The sequence below is a fragment of the Pseudomonas sp. 5Vm1k genome (assembly GCF_056161485.1).
In genome coordinates, this window is the sequence record NZ_JBSPCZ010000004.1 from 440,937 (window position 1) to 462,168 (window position 21,232).

Below are 21,232 nucleotides of genomic sequence, written 5' to 3' on the forward strand. Positions count from 1 at the left end.
ATATGGAGTCGTCGGGCTTTCTTTTTTGCTGATATACGCATTTCGTGCGTTGACATGATCGCATTTCGTGCGTACATTGACGGCTCGCCACAACGAAGCCAAGGCGGCTCGTTTTATTTTGATATACGCACGAAATGCGTACACTGGAGACTATCACCATGCAGGCAATCACCATCAAGTTTCTGCCACCTACTGACACCAAGGGTTCTCGCTGGAAGGCTTCCGCAGCCGCGGGCTCTATCACAGTTAGTTTTGATCACGCTTTGGACAACGAAGGCAACGTTAAAGCCGCTGTAGCCGCTCTGCTTAGCAAAATGGGTTGGGAAGAGGGCAACGGGTACACGTTTGGCTGGGCTGTCGGTCAGATGGTCAGCGGAACATGGGTTGCAGTGGCACTTACCCAATATTCGACGCTTTAGGTTTGTCCTGATGTACGCGTTTTGTGCGTTCATGTACCTCACCAAAACTCAGTAAACCGCAGCCACCTTTATAAAACGCAATGGGGTCGCAAGCAGGCCCCCTCAAACCGAGATTTCAAGCTATGAGCATTTACAACCTGACCAACTTCACCAGCCCGACCGTGGCAAACAACATCCTTGCAGCCATGCAGGACGCCCTAAGGACCGGCCTCGCGCAATACGTAACTAATCGCCGTGGCCGTCTCTGGCTGCGAGTGGACATCAAACGGGACGACAACAACCGCCTCTACTTCCAGTTCCTGACAGACACCATGCAGGAGGTCGGGCACCACCTCCTAAAGGCTGCTCTGTTCCATTGGTCCCGTGAGGACGAGCGCGAATTCTCAGGCCTCAACGCTGCTCTTTACCGACTACCAGCTCATCCCTTGGATATCCGCCTGGACGCTGAGGAGGCCAAGCGAGCACGCAAAGAAACGTCCTTGCTACGCCGAGCGTGGGACTGGGTCGCTTACCAGTTCAACGGGCCGGGAATCGTTCTCTAAGGGTCGATCAAACGGAAATGCGTATACGCATAGCAAAATGCACAAATGCATAAATATGTATGGACATCCAGCACTTGGACGCTTACCTTGCACGCCCTTTTTTAGTGAGCGACCGGTGCACAGACACAGTGAGGAACAAATGAACCACGGACAAAACCACGTATTGAGCAAAGCCCTGACGGCCTATTCATCGCTCGACAAATATCACAAAGACCTTCGGGACGTTCTCGACCTCATCAAGGACATGGCCGACCACGCGGAGACGGTTGAACCGCTTAGCGCTGCCGATTATTCGGAGTCCTCTGACTGGGCCAAAGCGCTCAAGGTCGTGACGCATCACGGGCACGGTATCTACTCGTTCCCATACCTCTCAGAGGCGTTCTGCCGGGACCTCATGCTTGAGCTGGATTGCATGGAGTACAGCGTGAACGAGGAAGAGCCCGTAGAGGCGCAGATTCCTGAAGTCACCTTTCTGACTGAATGTCGCCCCTTGTTTGATTGCCTGTACAGTCTCTGGGCGAACGCTGGGATTCCATTGGCCAAGGTCTTGATGGGGCAGGACCCGAGCGTAATTAAGGCCATCCAGGCAGCGCAGTACACCACTGAGAACACGCCTCGTGGGCATTGGCATAACGATAAGGATTCAGACGTAACACTCGTGGTGGCTTTAACAGACACTCACAAGGGCGGCGGAACTTTGGTGCATACCGGCCCGTTCACACAAAACATCTTGGTCCCACAGTTACCGATAGGACACGGGATGTTCTTTAACGGAAAAGCAAATCGACACTATGGAATGCCTGTAACTGAAGGCGAAAGGAATTTATTAGTCCATTGGAGCGAAGTTAAGTAAGACTTTTACGCCGGAAGCGGGTAGCAGGCGGACCCGTGCAACGCCCAACTAAGGACGGAAAACAGAACAACTTTCACGAAACAATAGCATATAGCCATTATTTGGCAACCCTCAATAAATCTAAAAACCCTCACTAAAAGCGCTGTGCCCTCTATGAGCCTTAACCCTTAGAGACTTCTTTAAGTCTTCTTTGCGGGTCTCTGCGCTCTCGATTCAGCCCTTACACCTAACTAATTAATTGGAGGCCCTAACAGGCCTCTAAGGGATTCGCATGTCCGTAGAAAGCCAAATTCAACCAACTAAGCACGACTTTAGCGACATTCAAGAGAAATCTTCTTGGGCCTTTGAAACTCTTTCAGGCATGTATGGCCCAGACTTTGCGGCAACTCAGCTCAGTCTTGAGCATGAAGCCTACACGCTGGGCGAAGAGCGTTTCCATAAAGCACTTGAGCGACAAATTGAACGAGGCGAGTTTGCCGATAACGCCACCGCGAAACCGGTATTAACCACACTGGTTCCCCTGATGATTACTGCTTTTGATAACTGGGTTGAACACCAAGTAACGAAGGTCCGCCGTAAGCACGTAGCGCTTCAGTTCTTCCAGATGGTGAAGGCGGAAAACGTAGCGGCCATCACCGTCAAAATCGTTCTCAACATGGTCGCCAAGAAAGGCCCGACGAGCATTCAGAATCTGGCGGTTGCGCTGGGTCGTGGCCTGGAAGAGGAAGCACGTTTCGGCCGTATTCGTGAACAGGAGGCCGAACACTTCAACAAGCGTATTCGCCCAGCTCTGAACAAGCGCAACGGGCATACCTACAAGGTCAAATTCCTTGAAAAGGTCGAATCGCACATGGAAGAGGCCAATGAGATTCAAACCTCGTGGTCCTCCTGGGATTCCCTCGACAACGACATGACCTATCACATGGGGATTCGGCTGTTAGAGCTGCTCATTGAATCCACGCAGTTGGTCGAGGTGAAGCGCGAGAACGCTGGCAACGTGAAGCTCGACGGTGAGTTCGTCCACTTGACGCCTGCGTGGGCTGACAAGCTCTGCGACCGGGCTTTCTCGTTGGCTGGCATCACTCCACGCCATCAACCGATGATTGTCCCGCCGAAAGAGTGGACCAAGATGATTGGCGGCGGTTACTGGGCAAAGGGGCGCAAGCCTATTCCGCTAATCCGTGTGCGCTCTAAGCGGGCCTTGCAGCGCTACCGCGACGTATCGATGCCCGAGGTCTACAAGGCCGTAAACATCGCTCAAGCGTCCGCATGGAGGGTAAACAAAAAGGTCCTTGAAGTCGCCAAGGCAGTGATGGAGTGGAAACACGTTCCAATCGACAAGTTCCCTACTGCCGACCGTGAGGAGCTACCAGCTCAGCCCGACGGTATGGGTGAAGACGCCGCAATCTTGAAAGCGTGGAAGAAAGAAGCAGCCGGTGTCTATCGCCGTGACCGCGCCCGTGTAAGCCGTCGCCTGTCCTATGAGTTCATCATTGAGCAGGCCGACAAATTCGCTGACTACGAGGCGATTTACTTTCCGTACAACCTCGATTGGCGTGGCCGTGTTTACGCGATCCCTTCGTTCAATCCCCAAGGCAACGACATGACCAAGGGAATGCTCATGGCTTCCGTTGCGGAGCCTGTAGGAAAGGACGGTATCGAGTGGCTCAAGATTCACGGGGCTAACTGTGCGGGCGTCGATAAGGTCGATTTCAGCCAGCGCAAGAAGTGGGTAGAGGACAACAAAGAGTTGATCCTTGAGATTGCTCGGGACCCGTTGGGCCAGCCTGAGTGGACCAAGATGGATTCCCCGTTCTGCTTCTTGGCGTTCTGTTTTGAGTGGGCCGGTGTGGTCGAGCATGGCGAATTCTGGGAGTCGGCTTTACCGATTGCCTTTGATGGTTCCTGCTCGGGCATTCAGCACTTCTCGGCAATGCTGCGGGACGAGCGGGGCGGTCGGGCGGTGAACCTGCTTCCCTCGGACGAGGTACAGGACATCTACCGGCTGGTCGCTGAGGAGGTCATTGAGAAGGTCAAAAAGGACGTGATTGAAGGCACAGAAGACAGCGTAGAGCTGATCGTGAATGAGAAGACCGGTGAAATCACAGAGCGCCGTATTCTCGGGACCCGGACGCTTGCGCAAGGCTGGATGAATTACGGCGTAACTCGAAGCGTCACCAAGCGTTCTGTTATGACGCTGGCCTACGGTTCGAAAGCTTTCGGGTTCACCGATCAGGTGCGCGACGACATCATTCAGCCTGCCATCGACAAGGGCGACGGTGAACAGTGGTTCCCTGATGCTCAACAGTGCGCGAGATACATGGCGAACCTCATTTGGGACTCTGTGAGCGTCGTTGTGGTCAAGGCAGTTGAGGCCATGCTGTGGCTACAGAAAGCGGCCAAGCTCCTCGCTACTGAGGTCACCGCGACCAAGAAGACCAAGAAGAACCCGACCCCGGAAATCCTCAAGCCGTGCATGCCTGTTTACTGGGTGACGCCTGACGGGTTCCCCGTGTGGCAAGAGTACATGAAGCCGATACAGCGTCGGGTTGACCTGATGTTCCTCGGGACAGTCCGCCTACAAGCCACCATCAACGTGCGCGACTCGGACAGCATCGACGGGGCTAAGCAAGAGTCGGGAATCTCTCCGAACTTCGTTCACAGCCAAGATGGGTCGCACCTAAGGAAGACAGTCGTTAAGGCTTCCGAATGCTACGGCGTTGAGTTCTTTGCGCTGATTCATGACAGCTTTGGGACCATCCCAGCGAAGGCCGGGAAGATGTTCAAAGCAGTGCGCGAAACAATGGTCGAGACGTACACCGAAAACGATGTTCTTGATGACTTCCGCGAACAGTTTATGGAGCAACTACACGAAAGCCAGTTGGAAAAGATGCCACCACTACCAGCTAAAGGAACATTGGACATCACCAAGATCCTCGAAAGCGAGTTTGCATTCGCCTGAGATTAAAAACCCTCACTAAAAGCACAACAGAGCCTCACTGAGATTTAACCGTCTCGTGAGGCTTTTTAGTGCCTGAAATTTAAAAACCCTCACTAAAAGCACAACCAACCTTTCCCTATTTCAGGAGTTCTTTTTGATGCAATCCACTCAAGCAGTTCAACGCACTGTCCGCACCTCTAAACGCCGTACCGATGACGAAATGGAAGTTGTCCGCACCCGTCGCGGAAAGTTGAACAAAGTGCAGCGCCCGTCCCGTCACACCTGGGAGTCGGCCGAATGAGTAAGGTACAGGAAGTAATCATTGCGACTAACCCACATCGTCCCGTGGACTTCAACGAAAAAGCACTTAATAAGGTTCTCGAAGAGTCCTATTTGATTGCTGACGTTAAAGAAGATGGCGTTCGTTTGAATCTGTGTGTCCGCCCTGATGTTACTGGGTGCTGGGGAGCCGATTGGTTGTCTCGAGAGGGTAAGCATTTCCCGGCTCTGGTTGGTGGGAACATGGCTCAGCCTCTCGACTTCGATAGCCGCTGGCCTTCCTTCTTTGAGAGCGATGACGGGCTGTTTCCCGAGGGTTTCATGCTGGACGCCGAGCTTCGTATTGACGACTTGCCCTGCAAGGACATCGCGGGGACTTTGCGCCGACATGAAGACGTTAATCTGAGCCGCCTGAAGGTGATCGTGTTTGGCATCGTGCCGATGTCAGTGGTCCGCTCGAACAAGATTTATGACGTGACCCACAGCGTCATGAAGTACCACGTCGAGTATCAAGTGAACCTGCTGAAAGAACGCTTCCCGGAAATTGCGTGGGAGGTTGTCGAGTCGTTGGACTGCTTCAGCATGGAGGAGGTTGAGGCTCTTTATGAGTCCGTCCGTGAGCGAAAGCTTGAAGGGCTGGTGCTGAAGGACCCTAACGGCGTCTGGAAGCGCTCGAAGCAGAACGGCATGTGGAAGATGACGCCGAACGACAACGAAGACGGCAAGGTAGTCGGTCTGGTCTGGGGTTCACCTGGCCTCGCCAACGAAGGAAAGGTCATTGGCTTTGAGGTCCTCCTGGAGTCAGGCCATGTCGTAAAGGCCTGCAAGATTAGCAAAGCCCAAATGGAAACCTTCACGCAGAACGTTAAGTTGGCCGGGGGCGATGTTTATAACGGCTTCACCGTAAAGGTGACCTTTATGGAGCGCTACCCGGACGGGTCTCTGCGCCACCCATCTTTTGATTCTTTCCGGGGCATCTCGGACCCAAGGATCAAAGAGTAAACGCCTCTCGCAATAGCTAATCACTCAGTGCTCAACCCATCACCTACCCAAAGGAGGTCCCCGCGTGGCCGAAACATTCCTGCACCACAACAAAGGAGTCCCAAAGCTGGCCTACACGGTCCGCATCAGTCGGACGATTCACCATGTCGCCCTGAAGCCATACAACAAGGTCCTCAAGGACGCTACTGACGGCGACACCTTTCTGGTGACCAAGGCGACCTGTGCGAATGCCCGAAAGTTGGGTCGAGTAAAGCTGGAGCCATACACCGGCAAGTGGCCTCGCTGTGCACTCGTGTGGCAGGTCATTAAGGAGGTCGTTAATGACTGAGTACACGGGCGGCTCAGTGAGTTACTACACAGTACAAGTGCAAAACCCCACTACCGAAAGTAACCCCGCCTATATCGCAGAGTGCAACGACATCATTGAAGCACTCGGAATGAATTACGCCGAAGGAAATGCTTTTAAAGCACTTTGGCGAAGGGCAGCACAACGCAACCTCGGGAAGCGTAAAGCCGGTGCCAAAGATGATGGTCTTTACGACGCTGAGAAAGTTGAGTTCTTTGGGGCTCGTCTTGTTTCTCAGTCAGTGTCACTAAACGTAAAAAACAAGGAGTAATCAAGTAATGGAAGCAGCAGTAAAAACCTATAAGGCGACAGTTGCCATGGGTAGCCACTCGGATGAAGTAACTATTTATGCGCGTTCTCTCGAAGAGGCCGCTGAGAAAGCAGAAGAGCGCTTTGGCGATGTAACGCGTGTCCGCGCTGTAGTCGCGCCGGATATCAGCCGTTTCACGGTGACCCAATGAAAAGAGCCCAAGGCAATGGTCGTGCAAGGCCTGACGGCTTCCTGCATCTGAACAACTACAGTCACGTTCGCCAATCGGGTTTCGCAGGTGTTCTATACGAACGCTTAATGACCGAGAAGCAAAAGGAATTGGTCGAGTTGACTCTGATTGAACTGGCAACTCCACCAAGTGGCTGTGAGTTCTCCCAGGAGTTGGCGCACTTCAAGCACGACGTTTGGAGATTCCATAAGAAGTTTCTTAATGAGAATTTCAAGTCTGTGGTCTATTCGGTCTTCCGATCAATCCGCAAGTCTGCTGCTCAGGAAATCTCAATGGCGATTAGTCGTGAAGAGCTGCAAGAACAGACAGTAGATATCAAGCGCCCAGCATTCCGGTAATACCAAAAACCCTCACTTAAAGCAGACCAGCCCGAGATTAAGTTTCTCTCGGTGGATTTCTGCGCCCCGAATTTGATAAGGAGACGTATATATGGCAGGTCCACGTAAAGAATTTCTGTTCACCCCGAAAGGTATTGCTGAGCCGTACTGCTCGATTCAGAAACCCGACTATGGCAATCCTGAAAAAGGCTTCGGTAATCCCCGTGGTGAATACAAAGTCAACTTGACCGTCCCGTCGGCTGATGCTCAACCGCTAATCGACAAGATTGTTAAGGCACATGAAGGTAACTACAGCAAGCTGGTTAAACAGTTCGAAAAAGACCGGCCGGAGCTGGAAAAGAAACTGCAACGCGGTAAGAAGCTCTTGGAACCCTATGAGGGTGACATGCCGTTCTTCGAGAATGATGATGGCACCGTGACCTTCAAGTTCAAGGGCTATGCGTCCTACATCGACACCAAGACTCAAGAGTCCAAGGCTATCGTCCTTAAGGTCGTTGATGCGAAGGGCAAGCGTATCGAGAACGTTCCTGCCATTTCTGGTGGTTCCGAACTGAAAGTCCGTTTCTCTCTGTTCCCTTATGGCTGGTCCAACGTGGCTGGCTCGTCCGTGAAATTGCAGATTGACAGCGTGATGCTCATTACCTTGAAGGAGTTCAATTCCGATGACGGTGACTGGGCTGAAGAAGCTGAAGACGGTGGCTACGAAGCCCCAGGCGCAGAGCAGGGCTGGTCGGAAGAAGATCAGCGCCGTGAGCATGTTGAGCAAGAACTACCAGACAGCGACGGCGACTTCTAAAAGTGGCGGCGTTTGGTCGCTACGCCGGGCCTCGGAGGTCGCCACAAGCGGCCTTCCGTTCAGGTCTGGAAGAAAAGAACAGCGAACTAATGGACAAGCACGGTATCCCGTACACCTTTGAGCAGCACTGGATTAATTACATGATCCCGGCGAGAACTGCTAAGTATCTACCGGATTTTATTCTGGGGAACGGCATCATTATTGAGTGCAAAGGTATTTGGGAAGTTGACGACCGCAAGAAACACTTGCTGCTGCGTGAACAGTACCCCGAGCTTGATATTCGGCTGATCTTTTCGTCGAGCAAGGCGAAGCTCTATAAGGGTTCACCTACGACTTACGGGGCGTGGTGTGAGAAACATGGTATTCAATTCGCAGACAAGTTAGTTCCATTGACTTGGATGAAGGAGAAGAAGAAACAGATTCCTGACGGGATTCTGAAAGTAAAAGGAGCGTAATTATGGCTCGTGTGCAATTCAATAAGCGGAAGGAGACGAACTTAGTCGTTATTCACTGCGCAGCTACCAAACCTTCTATGGATATTGGCCTGCGCGAGATTCGTCAGTGGCATGTTCAACAAGGTTGGCTTGATGTCGGCTACCACTACATTGTTCGACGCGATGGCACCGTAGAAACAGGCCGTCCTCATGATGTCGTCGGGTCCCACGTAAAGGGGCACAACTTTGAATCTGTCGGTATCTGCATGGTTGGTGGTATCGACGATGCAGGAAAACCAAAAGACAACTTTACGGATGCCCAATGGGCAGCGCTTGAAGGTCTCGTCTGGGAAATCTCCACGGTCATGTATCCGAATGCTCGCATTTGCGGCCATCGTGACCTGGATAGCGGTAAAGCCTGCCCGTCATTCGACGTTGCAACTTGGCTAAAGTCCCGCGCTAAACATTAAACATCTCTGTTAGGCGGGCCGCTTGGCTCGCTTTAAAGGCACTTTCACTTATTAACTTAGGAGGACGGCTCATGTCTGTGAATCGTGAAACTCTACAAGGAGCTTTTGATATTGTCCAACTGCTGCATAAACATGGTATCTCGGCAATTATCGCTGGCGGTGCTGCCCGTGACATTTTCTTTGGCGTAGCTCCGAAAGACGTTGATGTTGTTTGTGCGGGTACAGGTCACGAGAAAGTCACTGAAGTTCTTGAAGGCGCTCGACTCAATTTCAAGAAGTTCCCCAAGTATCACACAGGTTCCGATTCGGACCGTCTGGCTGGGGTCTGGAAGATCGAAGGTTGTGATATCGACGTGATCCTTTATGACACCGACTGTGTGTCTGAGGCTATCCAGAAGTTCGACTACAACCTGAACCAGTTCGCAATCGTCGGCATTCACCGGGGGATCGATGCGGCGTATGTCCGCTACATGGGCGATGAACATTGGTCGAAGCTGGTCCGCCTGCGTGATGACGCTCGCGGTCCTCGTGCGGCCAAGATGGAAGAAAAGTGGTTCGACCTTGCGTGGCGACGGGCTACCGGGGAGTCCTTAGAGGCGCCTGTAGGCGGGTCCGATGGACTCTACTGACCAGCCCGAAAGCGAACTGCTCTACAAAGGACCCTGCACGAACGTCGATGAGTGTTCGTCCAGTGATGGCATGGGGACTTACTCAGACGGGCACACCTACTGCTACGTCTGCACGCATTACACCCCCGGCGATGGCTCCGAATCTCACAGTCCCCGAGCGAACACCAAGCGCGCTGACGGCACGATGTCGATGCTGGACCATCAAGGCCGCTTTCAGGATTTGCCTAAACGTGGCCTCCAGCAAGTTATCTGCAAGCAGTACGGCTACTGGGTAGGGAAGACCCATAGCGGGAAGAGTATTCAAGTCGCTGACTACCGTGATGAACACGGGAACTTGGTCGGCCAGAAAATCCGCGACGCAGACAAGAACTTCTCATCGACCGGCAAGCATGGTGCTGACTGCCTTTTCGGCAAGCATCTCTGGTCGGGTGGCAAGAAGATCATCATCACGGAAGGCGAGATTGATTGCCTGACAGTGGCCCAGTTGCAGGGCGGCAAATACCCCGTTGTGTCCCTTCCTACAGGTGCCCCGAGCGCCCGTAAAGCCTGCGCGAAGAACTACGAGTATCTCGATACGTTCGACGAAATCATCCTCATGTTCGACATGGATGACGTTGGCCGAGCTGCTGCCATGGATGCCGCTGAGGTTCTACCGGCTGGCAAGGTGAAGATTGCGGTTTTGCCCCTGAAGGACCCAAACGACTGCGTCATGCAGGGCCAGGCTAAAGCTGTGATGGATGCCATGTGGAACGCTGCACCGTTTGTACCTGACGGTGTTGTCTCTGCGAAGTCCCTCAAGAACCGCATCAAGAACAAGCAGGACATCCCACGGATTCCTCTTGCTGGCCCCGCTGAACTGCGCCGCATGACCAAGGATTCACGGGCGGGCGAACTGCTGATGGTGACCTCTGGGTCAGGCATGGGCAAATCGACCTTCGTGAGACAGAACGTCTACAACTGGTTTCAGCAACACGGTCTGGAAGTCGGCGTTGCGATGCTGGAAGAGTCCGTTGAGGAAACCGTTGAGGACCTTGTTGGCTTGCACCTTCGCCGCCGTTATCGCCAGAACCCTGACGGTACGACCGAGGAAGAGTTTGACGCGGCCTTCGACGCCATCTTCGAGACGGACAAGCTGTTCCTCTACGACTCCTTCGCGGAATCCGTTGAAGACCGTTTGATGTCAAAGCTGCATTACATGGTCAAGGGGCAGGGCTGCAAGGTGATCGTGCTGGACCACATTTCAATCGTGGTGTCTGGCATGGATGACAACGGCGATGAGCGCAAAACCATCGACCGCCTGATGACCAAGCTGAAGACCTTCGCCAAGACCAACGACATCCTCATGGTCGTTATCTGTCACCTGAAGAACCCCGAGAAAGGCAAAGCTCACGAAGAAGGCCGTCAGGTCTCCATCACGGATCTGCGTGGCTCTGGGTCTCTGCGCCAACTCAGCGACACCATCATTGCCATGGAGCGAAACCAACAAGGGGAACACCCCAACGTGGTCACGATCCGGGTCTTGAAGTGCCGCTTCACTGGGGACACTGGCGTAGCCGGTTACCTGATTTACAACAAAGAAACCGGATGGCTCGACGAGACCGCTGATGGCTGGACACCTGAGGGTGAGACCGGCTGGGCGGGCGAAGAGGAAGAGCCATCGACCCCAACCGACTACTAAGGAGAACCTCAATGACCATTATCAAACTGTACAAATTCGCCCTGGCAAAACTGGCCTCTGCCCTGAATAAAACTTCGACCCGGAAGGCCAAACAGTCCACCAAGCTTTTCGAGCTGGCGGCTACTTCGTACAAGGGCGGTGAGGCTGCTCTGGCCGAGTCCAACAAGCTGGCCGAAGAGGCCCGCAAGGTTTCCGCTTTGATCTAAGCGTGACTCAAGGGTCTCCGTTCTGGGGGCCCTTCGTTCAACCTTAATTCAACACACCAACCCGTCACCAATTCCTTTGGAGGATTCACTGTGGACAATCAAAAAGTACGCGCACACCTGCGCAAAGGTGAGCTGGCCGCTGCATTGCTGGAATCTCTCGGCTATCGCTACGAAGAGAAAACCTACGCGATCCCTAAATGGGTTGCTCCAGCCAAAAGCGAGCTGGAACTGTTCAAAGAGCAACTGGCCGATCTCATTTCTCCACCCGAAAAGCGCGCGAGTCCGGTACGTGATGGGGCGAAATTTACCGTTACCTCTCTTCCTGCGGGACATTTCCTGCAAGCGTATATGTACCGTCACATGCGCTTCACCGTGCAGTCCTCTGAGTGGATTGCGGAAGGAACCAACCAGTCCGAGCGGTTGAAAGGATTCACCGGCTGGGTCGTTCACTTTGAAATGCTCCACGCTGTGGGCAATAGCCGAACACAGAAAACCCTGTGGCTACCCCTGAGCTGCATCAAGGTGACGCCTGATGCTGACTTCTGACATCGAAACAGATGGTCTGTTAGAGAACGTCAGCAAGTTCCACTGTGGTGTCAGCAAGGACTACTTCACCGGCGAGGTCTTCGAGTACGGTCCCAACGACCTCAAGGCTTACATCGCCCAGCTCGAAGCTGAGGCAGCCAAGCCCGATGGCCTGCTCGTGTTCCACAACGGGATCAAGTACGACATCCCGGTCCTCGACAAGCTTAAGCGCCAGTACTTCGGCAAGCGTCTGAACATCCCCCGCAAGAAAGTCATGGACACCCTTGTCCTGTCCCGTCTGATCCACGCCAACATCCGAGATACAGACGGCGGCCTTCTGCGCACAGGGAAACTTCCCGGCAACCGCTTCGGGTCCCACGCATTGGAAGCTTGGGGTTATCGACTGGGTGAAATGAAGGGCGAGTACACGACCGACTTCAAGGCCCAGTGTCTTGCCGATGGCACGACCTACGTGAAGGGCATGGAGTGGCTCAACTGGTCGCAGGCTATGCAGGACTATTGCGTCCAGGACGTAGTAGTGACGACGAAGCTCGTAACCAAGCTGATGTCCGATCCGTACTACTTCCCGTCCGGCCTCGCTCCAAACGGCGAGCATTGGATGAAGTCAATCCGTGCCGTTCACCTTGAGCATGACACCGCTTGGGCTTTGGCCCAGATGGAGCGCAACGGTTTTCCGTTCGACTCTGAAGGCGCTGAACGGCTCTATGCGGATCTTGCAGGGCAACGCTCGGACCTCTTGGTGAAACTCATCAGGACCTTCGGTTCTTGGTATCAACCCAAGGGCGGTACTGAGCTGTTCCGTAATCCCAAGACCGGCAAGCCTCTCGAAAAGTGGTCTGACGGTCGCCCCATGCCTCGGGTCAAGTATCCGAAGGTCGGCGGCGTGTGGCTCAAGGGCGGTAAAAAGCGGGACTCTCGGGAAACCTTTGAGGGCGCTCCGTATACACCTGTCGAGTTCGTCACGTTCAATCCGGCATCGGGGCAACACCTCATCAAGGTTCTCAAGGACGCCGGATGGGAGCCCACCGAGTTCACTGACAAAGGCGCCCCGAAGGTCGATGACGAGACCCTTGACGGCGTGACTGTGGCCGACCCGGATGCTCAAGCGTGTATTGCTCTCGTCCGTGACTACCTGATGATCCAAAAGAGAATCGGGATGTTGGCCGAGGGTGATAACGCATGGATGCGTCTGGTTCATTCAGATGGCTCGATGCATGGCTCGATCAACCCCAACGGGGCGGTCACCGGGCGCGCCACTCACAGCTATCCGAACATGGGCCAAGTGCCCAGCGCAAAGAGCCCGTACGGTCCTGAATGTCGTGCCTTGTTTGGTGCTGTGTTCGCCCAAAAGCGGTTCAAGGGCTGGGAAAACTGCGTCCAAGTCGGAGTCGATGCGAGCGGCCTGGAGCTGCGTTGCCTCGGTCACTTCGGTGCCAAGTATGACGAAGGCGCTTACGCCGATCAGGTCCTTAACGGTGACGTTCACTGGGCTAACGGTGTGGCTGCTGGCATCTGTCAGGCGGCCGTTCGAGACAAAGCGAACCATGAACACGATCGTTGGCGCGACATGGCCAAGACGTTCATCTACGCGTTCCTGTACGGAGCGGGCGACGCCAAGATTGGGTCAATCGTGGGTGGTGGCGCGAAGCGCGGTAAGGAGCTGAAGAAAGCCTTCTTGGAAGGTACGCCGGTCATTAAGTCCCTGCGTGAAGCCCTTGAAGTTTCCCTCATCTCTTCACAAAAGTGGAACCAAGCGCTCAAGAAGTTTGACATCAAGTGGAAGCGTCGCTGGATCAAAGGCCTTGATGGTCGAAAGATTCACGTCCGTTCGCCGCACTCCGCACTCAACACACTCCTTCAGTCAGCCGGTGCGCTCATCTGCAAGGCGTGGGTAGTAGAAACCGAAAGACTCCTTATGGAAGACCACGGCCTTGTCCACGGCTGGGACGGCGACTTCTGCTTCATGGCGTGGGTCCACGACGAACTTCAAATTGCTGCCCGCACCCAAGCGATTGGGGAAATCTGCGTGGCCGCTGCACAACAAGCCATTCGCAATGTAGGCGAGTCGTTCGACTTCCGCTGTGTCCTCGACACCGAAGGAAAGATCGGCCCGACGTGGCGTGAATGTCACTAATAAACACAGTAAAGGAGGGCGTCATGGGTGAATACATCCGAATGCTTTACGCAATCAAAAAGGAAGCTCGAACGTTTCAATCCGACTTCTATCGCAAGAACGCTCACGGGGTCTCCGAAGCTGCCTCACGGGGTCATATTTCTTGTGTGTCTACTGACGGCCGCAACATGGGTGTTTGGTCGCTAACCACGGCGGGACAGTTGTTCCTGCAAGAACATGGAGGTGCGGTATGAGCGACACAACTTTCTGGATTCTATTGTGCGTCATGCTGGTAATTCTGCGATGACTGCTCGTATCGGCGTAGCGCTGGACATGGACTATCTGATCTTCTCAGCGATGTCCGCAAGCGAAACGGAGATGGACTGGGGCAACGACATCTGGACCCTTGAGTGTGACCACGCGAAAGCACGGAGCATTCTTGGTGGAACCGTAAAGTCGATCCTCACTGACATCGAAGCTGACATCAAACGCAAGAACAGGAAGCCGTTCGAACTGGTGCCGCTGTGCATCATCTCGGGCGAAGACAACTGGCGTAAGGAGGTCTTGCCGACTTACAAAGCCAACCGTAAGGGCAAGCGTAAGCCCGTTGGCTACCCAGACTTTGTTGGGGCCTGCATGCAGCACTACGGTGACCGTGCGTTTCGCTGGGACGGCGTCGAAGGTGACGACGTTTGCGGGATTCTCATGACCAACCCTGTGTTGGCTGACTGCGCCGCTGTGGTCTCTGCGAGCTGCGACAAGGACTTCAAAACGGTGCCCGGTATGTTCATGCACCTGACGCCCTACAAGCTGCTTCGGACTACTCAGGAAGAAGCCGACCGCTACCACATGTACCAAACCCTCATCGGTGACACGACTGACGGTTACTCAGGTATTCCCGGCGTAGGTCCTGTAGTCGCAGAAGAGTTCCTGGACTCGCCTCAGTTCTACTATCAGACCTCCAAGATTATGAAGTCTGGTCCGAACAAGGGTAAGGAAGTGGAGTTCTGGGCAGCGCGGGAACCGACCGAGGAAGAAGGCTTGTGGGACTGCATGGTCTCGCTGGCAGCTTCCAAGGGCATGACTGAGGCTGAGCTGTTGCAGCAGGCTCAAGTTGCTCGCATTCTCCGCTGGTCCGACTGGGACCACGATTCCAAAAGCCCCGTTCTGTGGACGCCGTAAAGGGTATCTGCTCGATTATCAACGGGGCATTTAAACATGAATGAATTGCCCATTAGACGTGCGCTATAGTAGTAGTGGCATTTTGGATTAGGCTAAGTGTATGCTGTCAAAATGTGCGAATCATGATGACTGCATAAGATTAATCCGGAGTATAAGCTCGTGAAAAAAATAAATTTTATCTTAATGGTCGCCTCGCTGGCACTAACATCTCATGTAATAGCATCTCCGGTTTATTTGGATTGCGCTATAAAGCACTCTGGAGGAGTTATAAAGTTTACGGTAAAGGCTGATGAGGATACCGGTAAAATCACACAAACAAGTGAAGCAGGCGGGGCATTCAATACCGAGGGGTTTTACTCGACAAATGACATTTCGTATCAACAGTCCGACGTTGGGGGAGGAGTAAAGGTTACATATACGTATACCATAAATAGAAGCGATCTATCATTGTCGCGGTTGTTTAGGGCCGAGCCTGCCAATCCAGAATATGCCTCGCAGATTCCGGCTAAAACCTCAATGGAGCACGGTTCATGTGACATAGCAAAACCAGTCAAAAGAAAAATCTGACCAAGGTTTAAAACCCCTCACTATAACCATGGGAGACGGTAAGTTTCTTATCTCCTATAAGGGATCTTTTCGTCTCCGATAAATGGAGGTGCGATTGTTAAACGATATACAAGCGGTGATTAGAGATCCTGAAAACATCCCTGATATACCAAACGCTTCTGCGCAATACCTCAAAGTCCGCTGCAACGCCGCCTATCTAATCCGCACTGGGGCAATCGACGATCTTCGTAAGGCTGGTTTCTCTGAAAACCATATCCTCGGATTCATCGACGGCCTCAACGCGGCCACAGAAATCGTGGAGCTGATGCAGGAGCAGCGGAACACTCCCAACGACGATTGATAGGAGGCCTTTATGTGCTTCAGCAGCAAAGCAAAACAGCCAAAAGTTGACCCTCAAAGCATCGCTGCGCCTGCACCTGTAAACGAAGAGGCGCCCAAGGGTGTCGAGTTCGGTGACGACAGCAGCGACGATTCTGATACCAAGGATGGCATCAAGGACTTGAAGATTAAAAAGGAAGAACAAGGTGACGGAACGCCAGCGGCATTGGTCGCAAAGGACACCGGTATCTCAACCAAAAAGAAGTCTCCGAATGCGTCCGTTAAGAGGGCCTTAAAACGATAGATAACAAGGAGGACCTATGGGTTTCATCAAGAAAGCATTCAAGAAAGTAGTGAAGGTGGTCAGCAAATCCGGTGGTGATCCGTTGGGCGTGCTGGGTGGTGACAAAGATGAAAAGCCGAAAGAGGCCGCTCCCGTAGCAGCCCCGGTAAACGCACCACCTCCAGCCAGCGCAGCCGCCCAGGTCGAGGCCCCGAAAGAGGACACTACGACCGAAGAGGATGGCGACAGCGAGGCTGCAAAACGTGCCGCAAAAGCCAAAGGCAAACGCGGTCTGTCAGTCGCTCGCAGCTCGGGGACCGGTCTGAACATCTAAGGAGGTCTAAATGGCCTCCACGGCTCGAACAGGGCTTGGAGAGGAATCGGCTAAAGCAGTCTACGACCGCCTGAAAAATGACCGTGTTCCCTACGAGACCCGCGCTGAAAACTGCGCAAAAGTAACAATCCCCTCGCTGTTCCCAAAATCCTCTGACAACGCTTCGACTGACTACACGACTCCGTGGCAGGCAGTAGGTGCCCGTGGCCTAAACAACCTGTCCGCAAAGGTGATGCTCGCGCTGTTTCCGCTGCAAAGCTGGATGAAGCTGAAAGTCTCCGAGTGGCAGGCGAAGCAATTGGTCACGGACCCCGAACAGCTTGCCATCGTGGATCAAGGTTTGGGCATGGTTGAGCGCATCATGATGTCCTTCATGGAGGCTAACAGCTATCGCGTGACGCTCTTCGAGCTGATTCGACAGTTGGCCCTTGCCGGCAACGGCTGTCTGCATCTGCCGCAACCTGACGCAAGCTCAACGGGCTACAACCCGATGAAGCTTTATCCCCTCAGTTCCTATGTGGTCCAGCGTGATTCCTTCGGGAATGTCTTGCAGATTGTCACCCTCGACAAGGTGGCATTTGCGGCATTGCCTGAGGATGTTCGGAACTCAATCACTGACGCGGGCGACAAGAAGCCGGATGAGGAAGTTGAGGTCTACACCCACGTCTACCTTGACGATGAGTCTGGGGACTTCTTGAGCTATCAGGAGGTGGACGGTGAGGAAGTGGACGGCACCGATGGGCAGTACCCACCTGATGCTGTTCCATGGATCGCGGTACGTTGGACCAAGCGCGATGGTGAGAACTATGGACGATCCCACTGTGAAGAGTACCTGGGCGACTTAACGTCCCTTGAGAATCTTCACGAGTCGATGATTAAGTTTTCAATGATCGCCTCGAAGGTCGTCGGCTTGGTGAACCCTAACGGGATGACTCAAGTTCGCCGTTTGACCAAGGCCCAGACAGGCGACTTCGTGGCCGGTCGAAAGCAGGACATTGAGTTCCTTCAGCTCGAAAAGACCGCTGACTTCACAGTCGCCAAGTCTGTAGCTGATGCTATCGAAGGCCGTCTTGCCTATGTCTTCATGCTGAACTCTGCCGTTCAACGGTCGGGCGAGCGTGTGACCGCCGAGGAGATTCGGTATGTGGCAAGTGAGCTTGAGGACACCCTTGGTGGTGTCTATTCGATCCTCTCGCAGGAACTGCAATTGCCGTTGGTTCGTATCCTCCTGAACCAGCTTCAGGCAACCTCTCAGATTCCAGACATGCCCAAGGAAGCTGTCGAGCCTACTGTAAGCACGGGCTTAGAGGCTCTCGGACGTGGTCAGGACCTCGACAAGCTGACGCAGTTCTTCAATGGTCTGCAAGCCATTGCACCGCTGATGCAAGACCCGGATATCAACATGAGCAACCTGAAGATCCGCCTTGCGAATGCCATCGGCATGGACACTGCGGGACTACTCCTGACAGATGCCGACAAGGCCAAGCGCCAAGCCGAACAGATGGTCGCTCAAGGTGGTCAGGCAGCAGCGGCAGGATTGGGTGCAGGCGTAGCCGCTCAGGCAACTGCAAGCCCCGACAACATGCAAGCGGCGATGGATACCGCTGGTGTTAAAGCAGGCCCAATCGGCGCCTGACAGAAACCCTCACTAAAAGCAGATACACGGAACCTTGGCGATTCGCTGAGAGGACTCCGTGTGCCTGCTTCATTTACCTAAAAGGAGAATCAATGCGAACTTCAATGCTGGCTCGGGCCGTGGGCCACACCTACCAATCCGCTGACGTTTACGCGTCCTTCGGTGTTAACAGCGCTGTGATGTCGTCGAGCGACCATGAGGAACACGAGCAGAACATGCTTGCACTGGATGTTGCTACTCGCGACGGCGATGCCTCGATTGAACTCGTGGATCTTGACGCCCAGCTTGACGGCGAGGCGGAGCCTGAAGAAGACCTTGAAGAGGGTCAGGAGGAGGGCGCTGATGGTGACCTTGAGGGCAACCTTGAGGACGCGGAATTCACCCCGTTGGGTGAGCCTGATGCTGAGCTGACCAAAGCCTCGCAGCAACTTGATGAATACGCGACTGGCTTTGACGAGATGCGTAATCAGGCCATCAAAGCGGGTCTTCCCGAGGCTGTAGCTTCCCGCATCGAAGCGGAATATGAAGCTGACGGCAGACTGTCGGACGACTCTTATGCTCAGCTCGCAAAAGCTGGCTACTCAGCAGGCTTCGTCAACTCCTTCCTGCAAGGCCAAGAGGCGGTCGCTGAGGCGTATATCAGCAAGATCGTTGGCTATGCAGGCGGTAAGGAACAATTCGACCGAGTGGTTGAACACCTCAAAGCAAACTCGCCGCACTCTATGGAAGCTCTCTATGACGCCATGGAGCGCCAAGACCTGAACACGGTACGCACCGTTATTAATCTGGGTATGGCAAGTCAAGCTAAGAAGTTCGGCAAGCAACCTGCGCGAGCTTTAAATCGCCGGAACGCTGCACCCGCTGGACGCACTCCGACAGTACAAGTTCAAGGCTTTCAGTCGCAGAACGAAATGGTCAAGGCAATGAGTGATAAACGCTACGGACTTGACGCAAAGTACACCGCTGAAGTTGAAGAGAAAGTAATTCACGCTGCGTGGTAACGCCTTTTTCTATCTAATTTAAAACCCCTCACTATAACGGGAAGATACGTTTCGGACATTCCGTCTGAGGTCTTCCTGTGCCCGGAGATAACTGCATAAGGAGAACTATTACATGGCAAACGCACAAGGTGGTCAACAAATCGGCAAGAACCAAGGCAAAGGTCAAACGGATGCCGACAAACTTGCTAACTTTCTCAAGGTGTTCGGTGGTCAGGTTCTGACAGCCTTTATGCGCCGCGCTGTGACCATGGATAAACACTTGGTCCGCACTATTCAAAACGGTAAGTCTGCTTCGTTCCCTGTAATGGGTCGAACTGCTGGCTACTACCTTGCAGCCGGTGAGAACCTGGACGACAAGCGTGGTGATATCAAGCACTCCGAGAAAGTAATCGCTATCGATGGTCTGTTGACTGCTGATGTTCTAATTTACGACATCGAGGACGCAATGAATCACTTTGATGTGCGAGCAGAATACTCGGCACAACTGGGTGAAGCACTGGCTATTGCGGCTGACGGTGCTGTATTGGCTGAAATGGCCAAGCTGTGCAACTTGCCAGCCGCTGCTAACGAAAACATTGCAGGTCTGGGTACAGCGACTGTTCTGCCAATCGGCACTGCTGCAACACTGGCAGATGATGCTGAAGCACTGGGTAAAGCCATCCTCAAGGCTCTGACAGTGGCTCGTGCCAAGTTGACCCGTAACTACGTCCCTTCGAGCGACCGCAAGTTCTACACCACACCTGAAAACTACAGCGCCGTCTTGGCCGCTCTGATGCCAAACGCAGCTAACTACGCGGCTCTGATCGACCCTGAAACCGGCAACATCAAGAACGTGATGGGTTTCGAGATTATCGAAGTTCCGCACCTGACTGCTGGCGGCGCTGGCGATGACCTGGCTGGCACCAACCGCAAGCACGACTTCCCGGCCACGGCTGCGAATGACGTCCGTGTCGCCTTGGACAACGTTGTCGGCCTGTTCAACCACCGCTCGGCTGTCGGCACCCTAAAGCTGAAGGATATGGCACTGGAGCGTGCCCGCCGTCCTGAGTACCAAGCGGACCAGATCATCGGCAAGTACGCGATGGGTCACGGCGGTCTGCGCCCTGAAGCAGCGGGTGCCTTGGTCTTCGGTGTGATTCCGAAGTCTAAATAAGACTTAGCCCTCATTAAACCCCTCATCCATTTCTCTATGGGTCGAGGGGTTTTTTGTTTCCTAACTTCTAACTTCAGGAGGCCCAATGGCAACCTTTGAATCCAGTATTGAATCCGATGAGGAACTACAGGCTGTTAATGACATGCTTGCCTCTATTGGTGAATCACCTGTTAGTTCCCTCGAAGGGGACCCTAATGCTGATGTTGCTAACTGCCGACGTCTGCTCAATCAAGTTAATCGTGAAGTTCAGTCAAAAGGGTGGACCTTTAATATAGAGGAGGACGCCTCTTTAGTTCCCGATGCCTTTTCGGGGTTGATCAACTATCAATCGGATTACCTGAAAATCACCACGGGCACCTATTTGAATCGTGGCGGCTTTGTTTTCGATCGCACTGCGAAATCCGACGTATTCAAGCAGCCGATAACTGTAACGCTCGTAAGGCTTCGTGAATACCAAGAGATGCCTGAATGTTTTCGCGCTTATATCGTGGCGAAGGCATCACGCCGTTTCAATATCCGATTCTTCGGTGCTGGTGAAATTGAAGGCTCCCTCCAGGAACAAGAGGCTAACGCATGGGCGGACTGCCAAGAATACGAACTCGATTATGGCAACTTCAACATGCTGGATGGTGACGCATGGACTGGAGGCCGTATCTCCCGCTAATT

General features: G+C 53.5%; 28 protein-coding genes. All 28 read left to right on the forward strand.

Annotated features, from left to right (window positions below; all coding sequences use genetic code 11):
- Positions 1-158: 158 nt before the first annotated feature.
- The 28 genes from ACWIKB_RS11060 (at position 159) to ACWIKB_RS11195 (ending at position 21,230) form a co-directional block, all read left to right on the forward strand.
- Complete coding sequence (locus tag ACWIKB_RS11060) at positions 159-419, forward strand: hypothetical protein (protein WP_475266749.1); 261 nt, start codon at positions 159-161, stop codon at positions 417-419.
- 122 nt (positions 420-541) lie between these two features.
- Positions 542-961, forward strand: a complete 420-nt coding sequence (locus tag ACWIKB_RS11065; protein WP_475266751.1) for a hypothetical protein — start codon at positions 542-544, stop codon at positions 959-961.
- Positions 962-1,100: 139 nt separating this feature from the next.
- Positions 1,101-1,814, forward strand: a complete 714-nt coding sequence (locus ACWIKB_RS11070; RefSeq protein WP_475266752.1) for a 2OG-Fe(II) oxygenase family protein — start codon at positions 1,101-1,103, stop codon at positions 1,812-1,814.
- Positions 1,815-2,085: 271 nt separating this feature from the next.
- A complete protein-coding gene (locus ACWIKB_RS11075) occupies positions 2,086-4,776 on the forward strand; it encodes a DNA-directed RNA polymerase (RefSeq protein ID WP_475266754.1) in 2,691 nt (896 codons plus the stop codon).
- Between the two features lie 136 nt (positions 4,777-4,912).
- Positions 4,913-5,056 carry a hypothetical protein gene (locus tag ACWIKB_RS11080; RefSeq protein ID WP_475266756.1) on the forward strand — a complete coding sequence of 48 codons (144 nt, stop codon included), beginning with the start codon at positions 4,913-4,915 and terminating at the stop codon, positions 5,054-5,056.
- The gene (locus tag ACWIKB_RS11085) at positions 5,053-6,036 is read left to right on the forward strand and encodes an ATP-dependent DNA ligase (protein WP_475266758.1); all 984 of its coding nucleotides are present in this window, start codon (positions 5,053-5,055) and stop codon (positions 6,034-6,036) included. The genes ACWIKB_RS11080 and ACWIKB_RS11085 overlap by 4 nt, the downstream gene beginning before the upstream one ends.
- A gap of 64 nt (positions 6,037-6,100) precedes the next feature.
- Positions 6,101-6,364: a hypothetical protein gene (locus tag ACWIKB_RS11090; RefSeq protein ID WP_475266760.1), complete on the forward strand. Its 264-nt coding sequence runs from the start codon at positions 6,101-6,103 to the stop codon at positions 6,362-6,364.
- Positions 6,357-6,653 (forward strand): hypothetical protein, encoded by a 297-nt coding sequence (locus ACWIKB_RS11095; protein ID WP_475266761.1) that lies wholly within the window; start codon positions 6,357-6,359, stop codon positions 6,651-6,653. The genes ACWIKB_RS11090 and ACWIKB_RS11095 overlap by 8 nt, the downstream gene beginning before the upstream one ends.
- Before the next feature lie 7 nt (positions 6,654-6,660).
- Positions 6,661-6,843, forward strand: coding sequence for a host cell RNA polymerase inhibitor (locus tag ACWIKB_RS11100; protein ID WP_475266763.1), 183 nt, complete (start codon positions 6,661-6,663; stop codon positions 6,841-6,843).
- On the forward strand, positions 6,840-7,220 hold the full coding sequence (locus tag ACWIKB_RS11105; protein ID WP_475266765.1) for a hypothetical protein: 381 nt from the start codon (positions 6,840-6,842) through the stop codon (positions 7,218-7,220). Before ACWIKB_RS11100 ends, ACWIKB_RS11105 begins: the two co-directional genes overlap by 4 nt.
- A gap of 91 nt (positions 7,221-7,311) precedes the next feature.
- Positions 7,312-8,016 (forward strand): DUF2815 family protein, encoded by a 705-nt coding sequence (locus ACWIKB_RS11110; RefSeq protein WP_475266767.1) that lies wholly within the window; start codon positions 7,312-7,314, stop codon positions 8,014-8,016.
- A gap of 2 nt (positions 8,017-8,018) precedes the next feature.
- Positions 8,019-8,471 (forward strand): endodeoxyribonuclease, encoded by a 453-nt coding sequence (locus ACWIKB_RS11115; protein ID WP_475266768.1) that lies wholly within the window; start codon positions 8,019-8,021, stop codon positions 8,469-8,471.
- A 2-nt stretch (positions 8,472-8,473) separates the two neighbouring features.
- Positions 8,474-8,920: a peptidoglycan recognition protein family protein gene (locus ACWIKB_RS11120; RefSeq protein ID WP_475266770.1), complete on the forward strand. Its 447-nt coding sequence runs from the start codon at positions 8,474-8,476 to the stop codon at positions 8,918-8,920.
- 71 nt (positions 8,921-8,991) lie between these two features.
- Positions 8,992-9,549 carry a hypothetical protein gene (locus tag ACWIKB_RS11125; RefSeq protein WP_475266772.1) on the forward strand — a complete coding sequence of 186 codons (558 nt, stop codon included), beginning with the start codon at positions 8,992-8,994 and terminating at the stop codon, positions 9,547-9,549.
- A complete protein-coding gene (locus ACWIKB_RS11130) occupies positions 9,536-11,227 on the forward strand; it encodes a DnaB-like helicase C-terminal domain-containing protein (RefSeq protein WP_475266774.1) in 1,692 nt (563 codons plus the stop codon). The genes ACWIKB_RS11125 and ACWIKB_RS11130 overlap by 14 nt, the downstream gene beginning before the upstream one ends.
- 11 nt (positions 11,228-11,238) lie before the next feature.
- Positions 11,239-11,433: a hypothetical protein gene (locus tag ACWIKB_RS11135; RefSeq protein ID WP_475266776.1), complete on the forward strand. Its 195-nt coding sequence runs from the start codon at positions 11,239-11,241 to the stop codon at positions 11,431-11,433.
- Between the two features lie 90 nt (positions 11,434-11,523).
- On the forward strand, positions 11,524-11,979 hold the full coding sequence (locus ACWIKB_RS11140; RefSeq protein ID WP_475266777.1) for a hypothetical protein: 456 nt from the start codon (positions 11,524-11,526) through the stop codon (positions 11,977-11,979).
- Positions 11,966-14,113, forward strand: a complete 2,148-nt coding sequence (locus tag ACWIKB_RS11145; RefSeq protein ID WP_475266778.1) for a DNA polymerase — start codon at positions 11,966-11,968, stop codon at positions 14,111-14,113. The genes ACWIKB_RS11140 and ACWIKB_RS11145 overlap by 14 nt, the downstream gene beginning before the upstream one ends.
- A gap of 23 nt (positions 14,114-14,136) precedes the next feature.
- Complete coding sequence (locus ACWIKB_RS11150; RefSeq protein WP_475266780.1) at positions 14,137-14,346, forward strand: hypothetical protein; 210 nt, start codon at positions 14,137-14,139, stop codon at positions 14,344-14,346.
- 49 nt (positions 14,347-14,395) lie between these two features.
- Positions 14,396-15,274: a hypothetical protein gene (locus ACWIKB_RS11155; protein WP_475266781.1), complete on the forward strand. Its 879-nt coding sequence runs from the start codon at positions 14,396-14,398 to the stop codon at positions 15,272-15,274.
- Between the two features lie 159 nt (positions 15,275-15,433).
- The gene (locus ACWIKB_RS11160) at positions 15,434-15,841 is read left to right on the forward strand and encodes a hypothetical protein (RefSeq protein ID WP_475266782.1); all 408 of its coding nucleotides are present in this window, start codon (positions 15,434-15,436) and stop codon (positions 15,839-15,841) included.
- A gap of 94 nt (positions 15,842-15,935) precedes the next feature.
- Complete coding sequence (locus tag ACWIKB_RS11165; RefSeq protein WP_475266783.1) at positions 15,936-16,181, forward strand: phage protein; 246 nt, start codon at positions 15,936-15,938, stop codon at positions 16,179-16,181.
- Between the two features lie 12 nt (positions 16,182-16,193).
- Entirely contained in the window at positions 16,194-16,463 is a 270-nt protein-coding gene (locus ACWIKB_RS11170; RefSeq protein ID WP_475266784.1) for a DUF5476 domain-containing protein, read from the forward strand.
- A 16-nt stretch (positions 16,464-16,479) separates the two neighbouring features.
- Complete coding sequence (locus ACWIKB_RS11175; RefSeq protein WP_475266786.1) at positions 16,480-16,776, forward strand: hypothetical protein; 297 nt, start codon at positions 16,480-16,482, stop codon at positions 16,774-16,776.
- A gap of 10 nt (positions 16,777-16,786) precedes the next feature.
- Entirely contained in the window at positions 16,787-18,412 is a 1,626-nt protein-coding gene (locus tag ACWIKB_RS11180; protein ID WP_475266787.1) for a portal protein, read from the forward strand.
- A gap of 92 nt (positions 18,413-18,504) precedes the next feature.
- Complete coding sequence (locus ACWIKB_RS11185; protein ID WP_475266788.1) at positions 18,505-19,413, forward strand: capsid assembly protein; 909 nt, start codon at positions 18,505-18,507, stop codon at positions 19,411-19,413.
- Positions 19,414-19,525: 112 nt separating this feature from the next.
- Complete coding sequence (locus ACWIKB_RS11190) at positions 19,526-20,566, forward strand: major capsid protein (RefSeq protein ID WP_475266789.1); 1,041 nt, start codon at positions 19,526-19,528, stop codon at positions 20,564-20,566.
- Between the two features lie 85 nt (positions 20,567-20,651).
- Positions 20,652-21,230, forward strand: coding sequence for a hypothetical protein (locus tag ACWIKB_RS11195; protein ID WP_475266791.1), 579 nt, complete (start codon positions 20,652-20,654; stop codon positions 21,228-21,230).
- Positions 21,231-21,232 lie beyond the last annotated feature (2 nt).

Coding starts and splice junctions, on each gene's coding strand:
- ACWIKB_RS11060 (WP_475266749.1), top strand. CDS start 159: ATGCAGGCAATCACCATCAAGTTTCTGCCACCTACTGACACCAAGGGT.
- ACWIKB_RS11065 (WP_475266751.1), top strand. CDS start 542: ATGAGCATTTACAACCTGACCAACTTCACCAGCCCGACCGTGGCAAAC.
- ACWIKB_RS11070 (WP_475266752.1), top strand. CDS start 1,101: ATGAACCACGGACAAAACCACGTATTGAGCAAAGCCCTGACGGCCTAT.
- ACWIKB_RS11075 (WP_475266754.1), top strand. CDS start 2,086: ATGTCCGTAGAAAGCCAAATTCAACCAACTAAGCACGACTTTAGCGAC.
- ACWIKB_RS11080 (WP_475266756.1), top strand. CDS start 4,913: ATGCAATCCACTCAAGCAGTTCAACGCACTGTCCGCACCTCTAAACGC.
- ACWIKB_RS11085 (WP_475266758.1), top strand. CDS start 5,053: ATGAGTAAGGTACAGGAAGTAATCATTGCGACTAACCCACATCGTCCC.
- ACWIKB_RS11095 (WP_475266761.1), top strand. CDS start 6,357: ATGACTGAGTACACGGGCGGCTCAGTGAGTTACTACACAGTACAAGTG.
- ACWIKB_RS11100 (WP_475266763.1), top strand. CDS start 6,661: ATGGAAGCAGCAGTAAAAACCTATAAGGCGACAGTTGCCATGGGTAGC.
- ACWIKB_RS11105 (WP_475266765.1), top strand. CDS start 6,840: ATGAAAAGAGCCCAAGGCAATGGTCGTGCAAGGCCTGACGGCTTCCTG.
- ACWIKB_RS11110 (WP_475266767.1), top strand. CDS start 7,312: ATGGCAGGTCCACGTAAAGAATTTCTGTTCACCCCGAAAGGTATTGCT.
- ACWIKB_RS11120 (WP_475266770.1), top strand. CDS start 8,474: ATGGCTCGTGTGCAATTCAATAAGCGGAAGGAGACGAACTTAGTCGTT.
- ACWIKB_RS11125 (WP_475266772.1), top strand. CDS start 8,992: ATGTCTGTGAATCGTGAAACTCTACAAGGAGCTTTTGATATTGTCCAA.
- ACWIKB_RS11130 (WP_475266774.1), top strand. CDS start 9,536: ATGGACTCTACTGACCAGCCCGAAAGCGAACTGCTCTACAAAGGACCC.
- ACWIKB_RS11135 (WP_475266776.1), top strand. CDS start 11,239: ATGACCATTATCAAACTGTACAAATTCGCCCTGGCAAAACTGGCCTCT.
- ACWIKB_RS11145 (WP_475266778.1), top strand. CDS start 11,966: ATGCTGACTTCTGACATCGAAACAGATGGTCTGTTAGAGAACGTCAGC.
- ACWIKB_RS11150 (WP_475266780.1), top strand. CDS start 14,137: ATGGGTGAATACATCCGAATGCTTTACGCAATCAAAAAGGAAGCTCGA.
- ACWIKB_RS11155 (WP_475266781.1), top strand. CDS start 14,396: ATGACTGCTCGTATCGGCGTAGCGCTGGACATGGACTATCTGATCTTC.
- ACWIKB_RS11170 (WP_475266784.1), top strand. CDS start 16,194: ATGTGCTTCAGCAGCAAAGCAAAACAGCCAAAAGTTGACCCTCAAAGC.
- ACWIKB_RS11175 (WP_475266786.1), top strand. CDS start 16,480: ATGGGTTTCATCAAGAAAGCATTCAAGAAAGTAGTGAAGGTGGTCAGC.
- ACWIKB_RS11180 (WP_475266787.1), top strand. CDS start 16,787: ATGGCCTCCACGGCTCGAACAGGGCTTGGAGAGGAATCGGCTAAAGCA.
- ACWIKB_RS11185 (WP_475266788.1), top strand. CDS start 18,505: ATGCGAACTTCAATGCTGGCTCGGGCCGTGGGCCACACCTACCAATCC.
- ACWIKB_RS11190 (WP_475266789.1), top strand. CDS start 19,526: ATGGCAAACGCACAAGGTGGTCAACAAATCGGCAAGAACCAAGGCAAA.
- ACWIKB_RS11195 (WP_475266791.1), top strand. CDS start 20,652: ATGGCAACCTTTGAATCCAGTATTGAATCCGATGAGGAACTACAGGCT.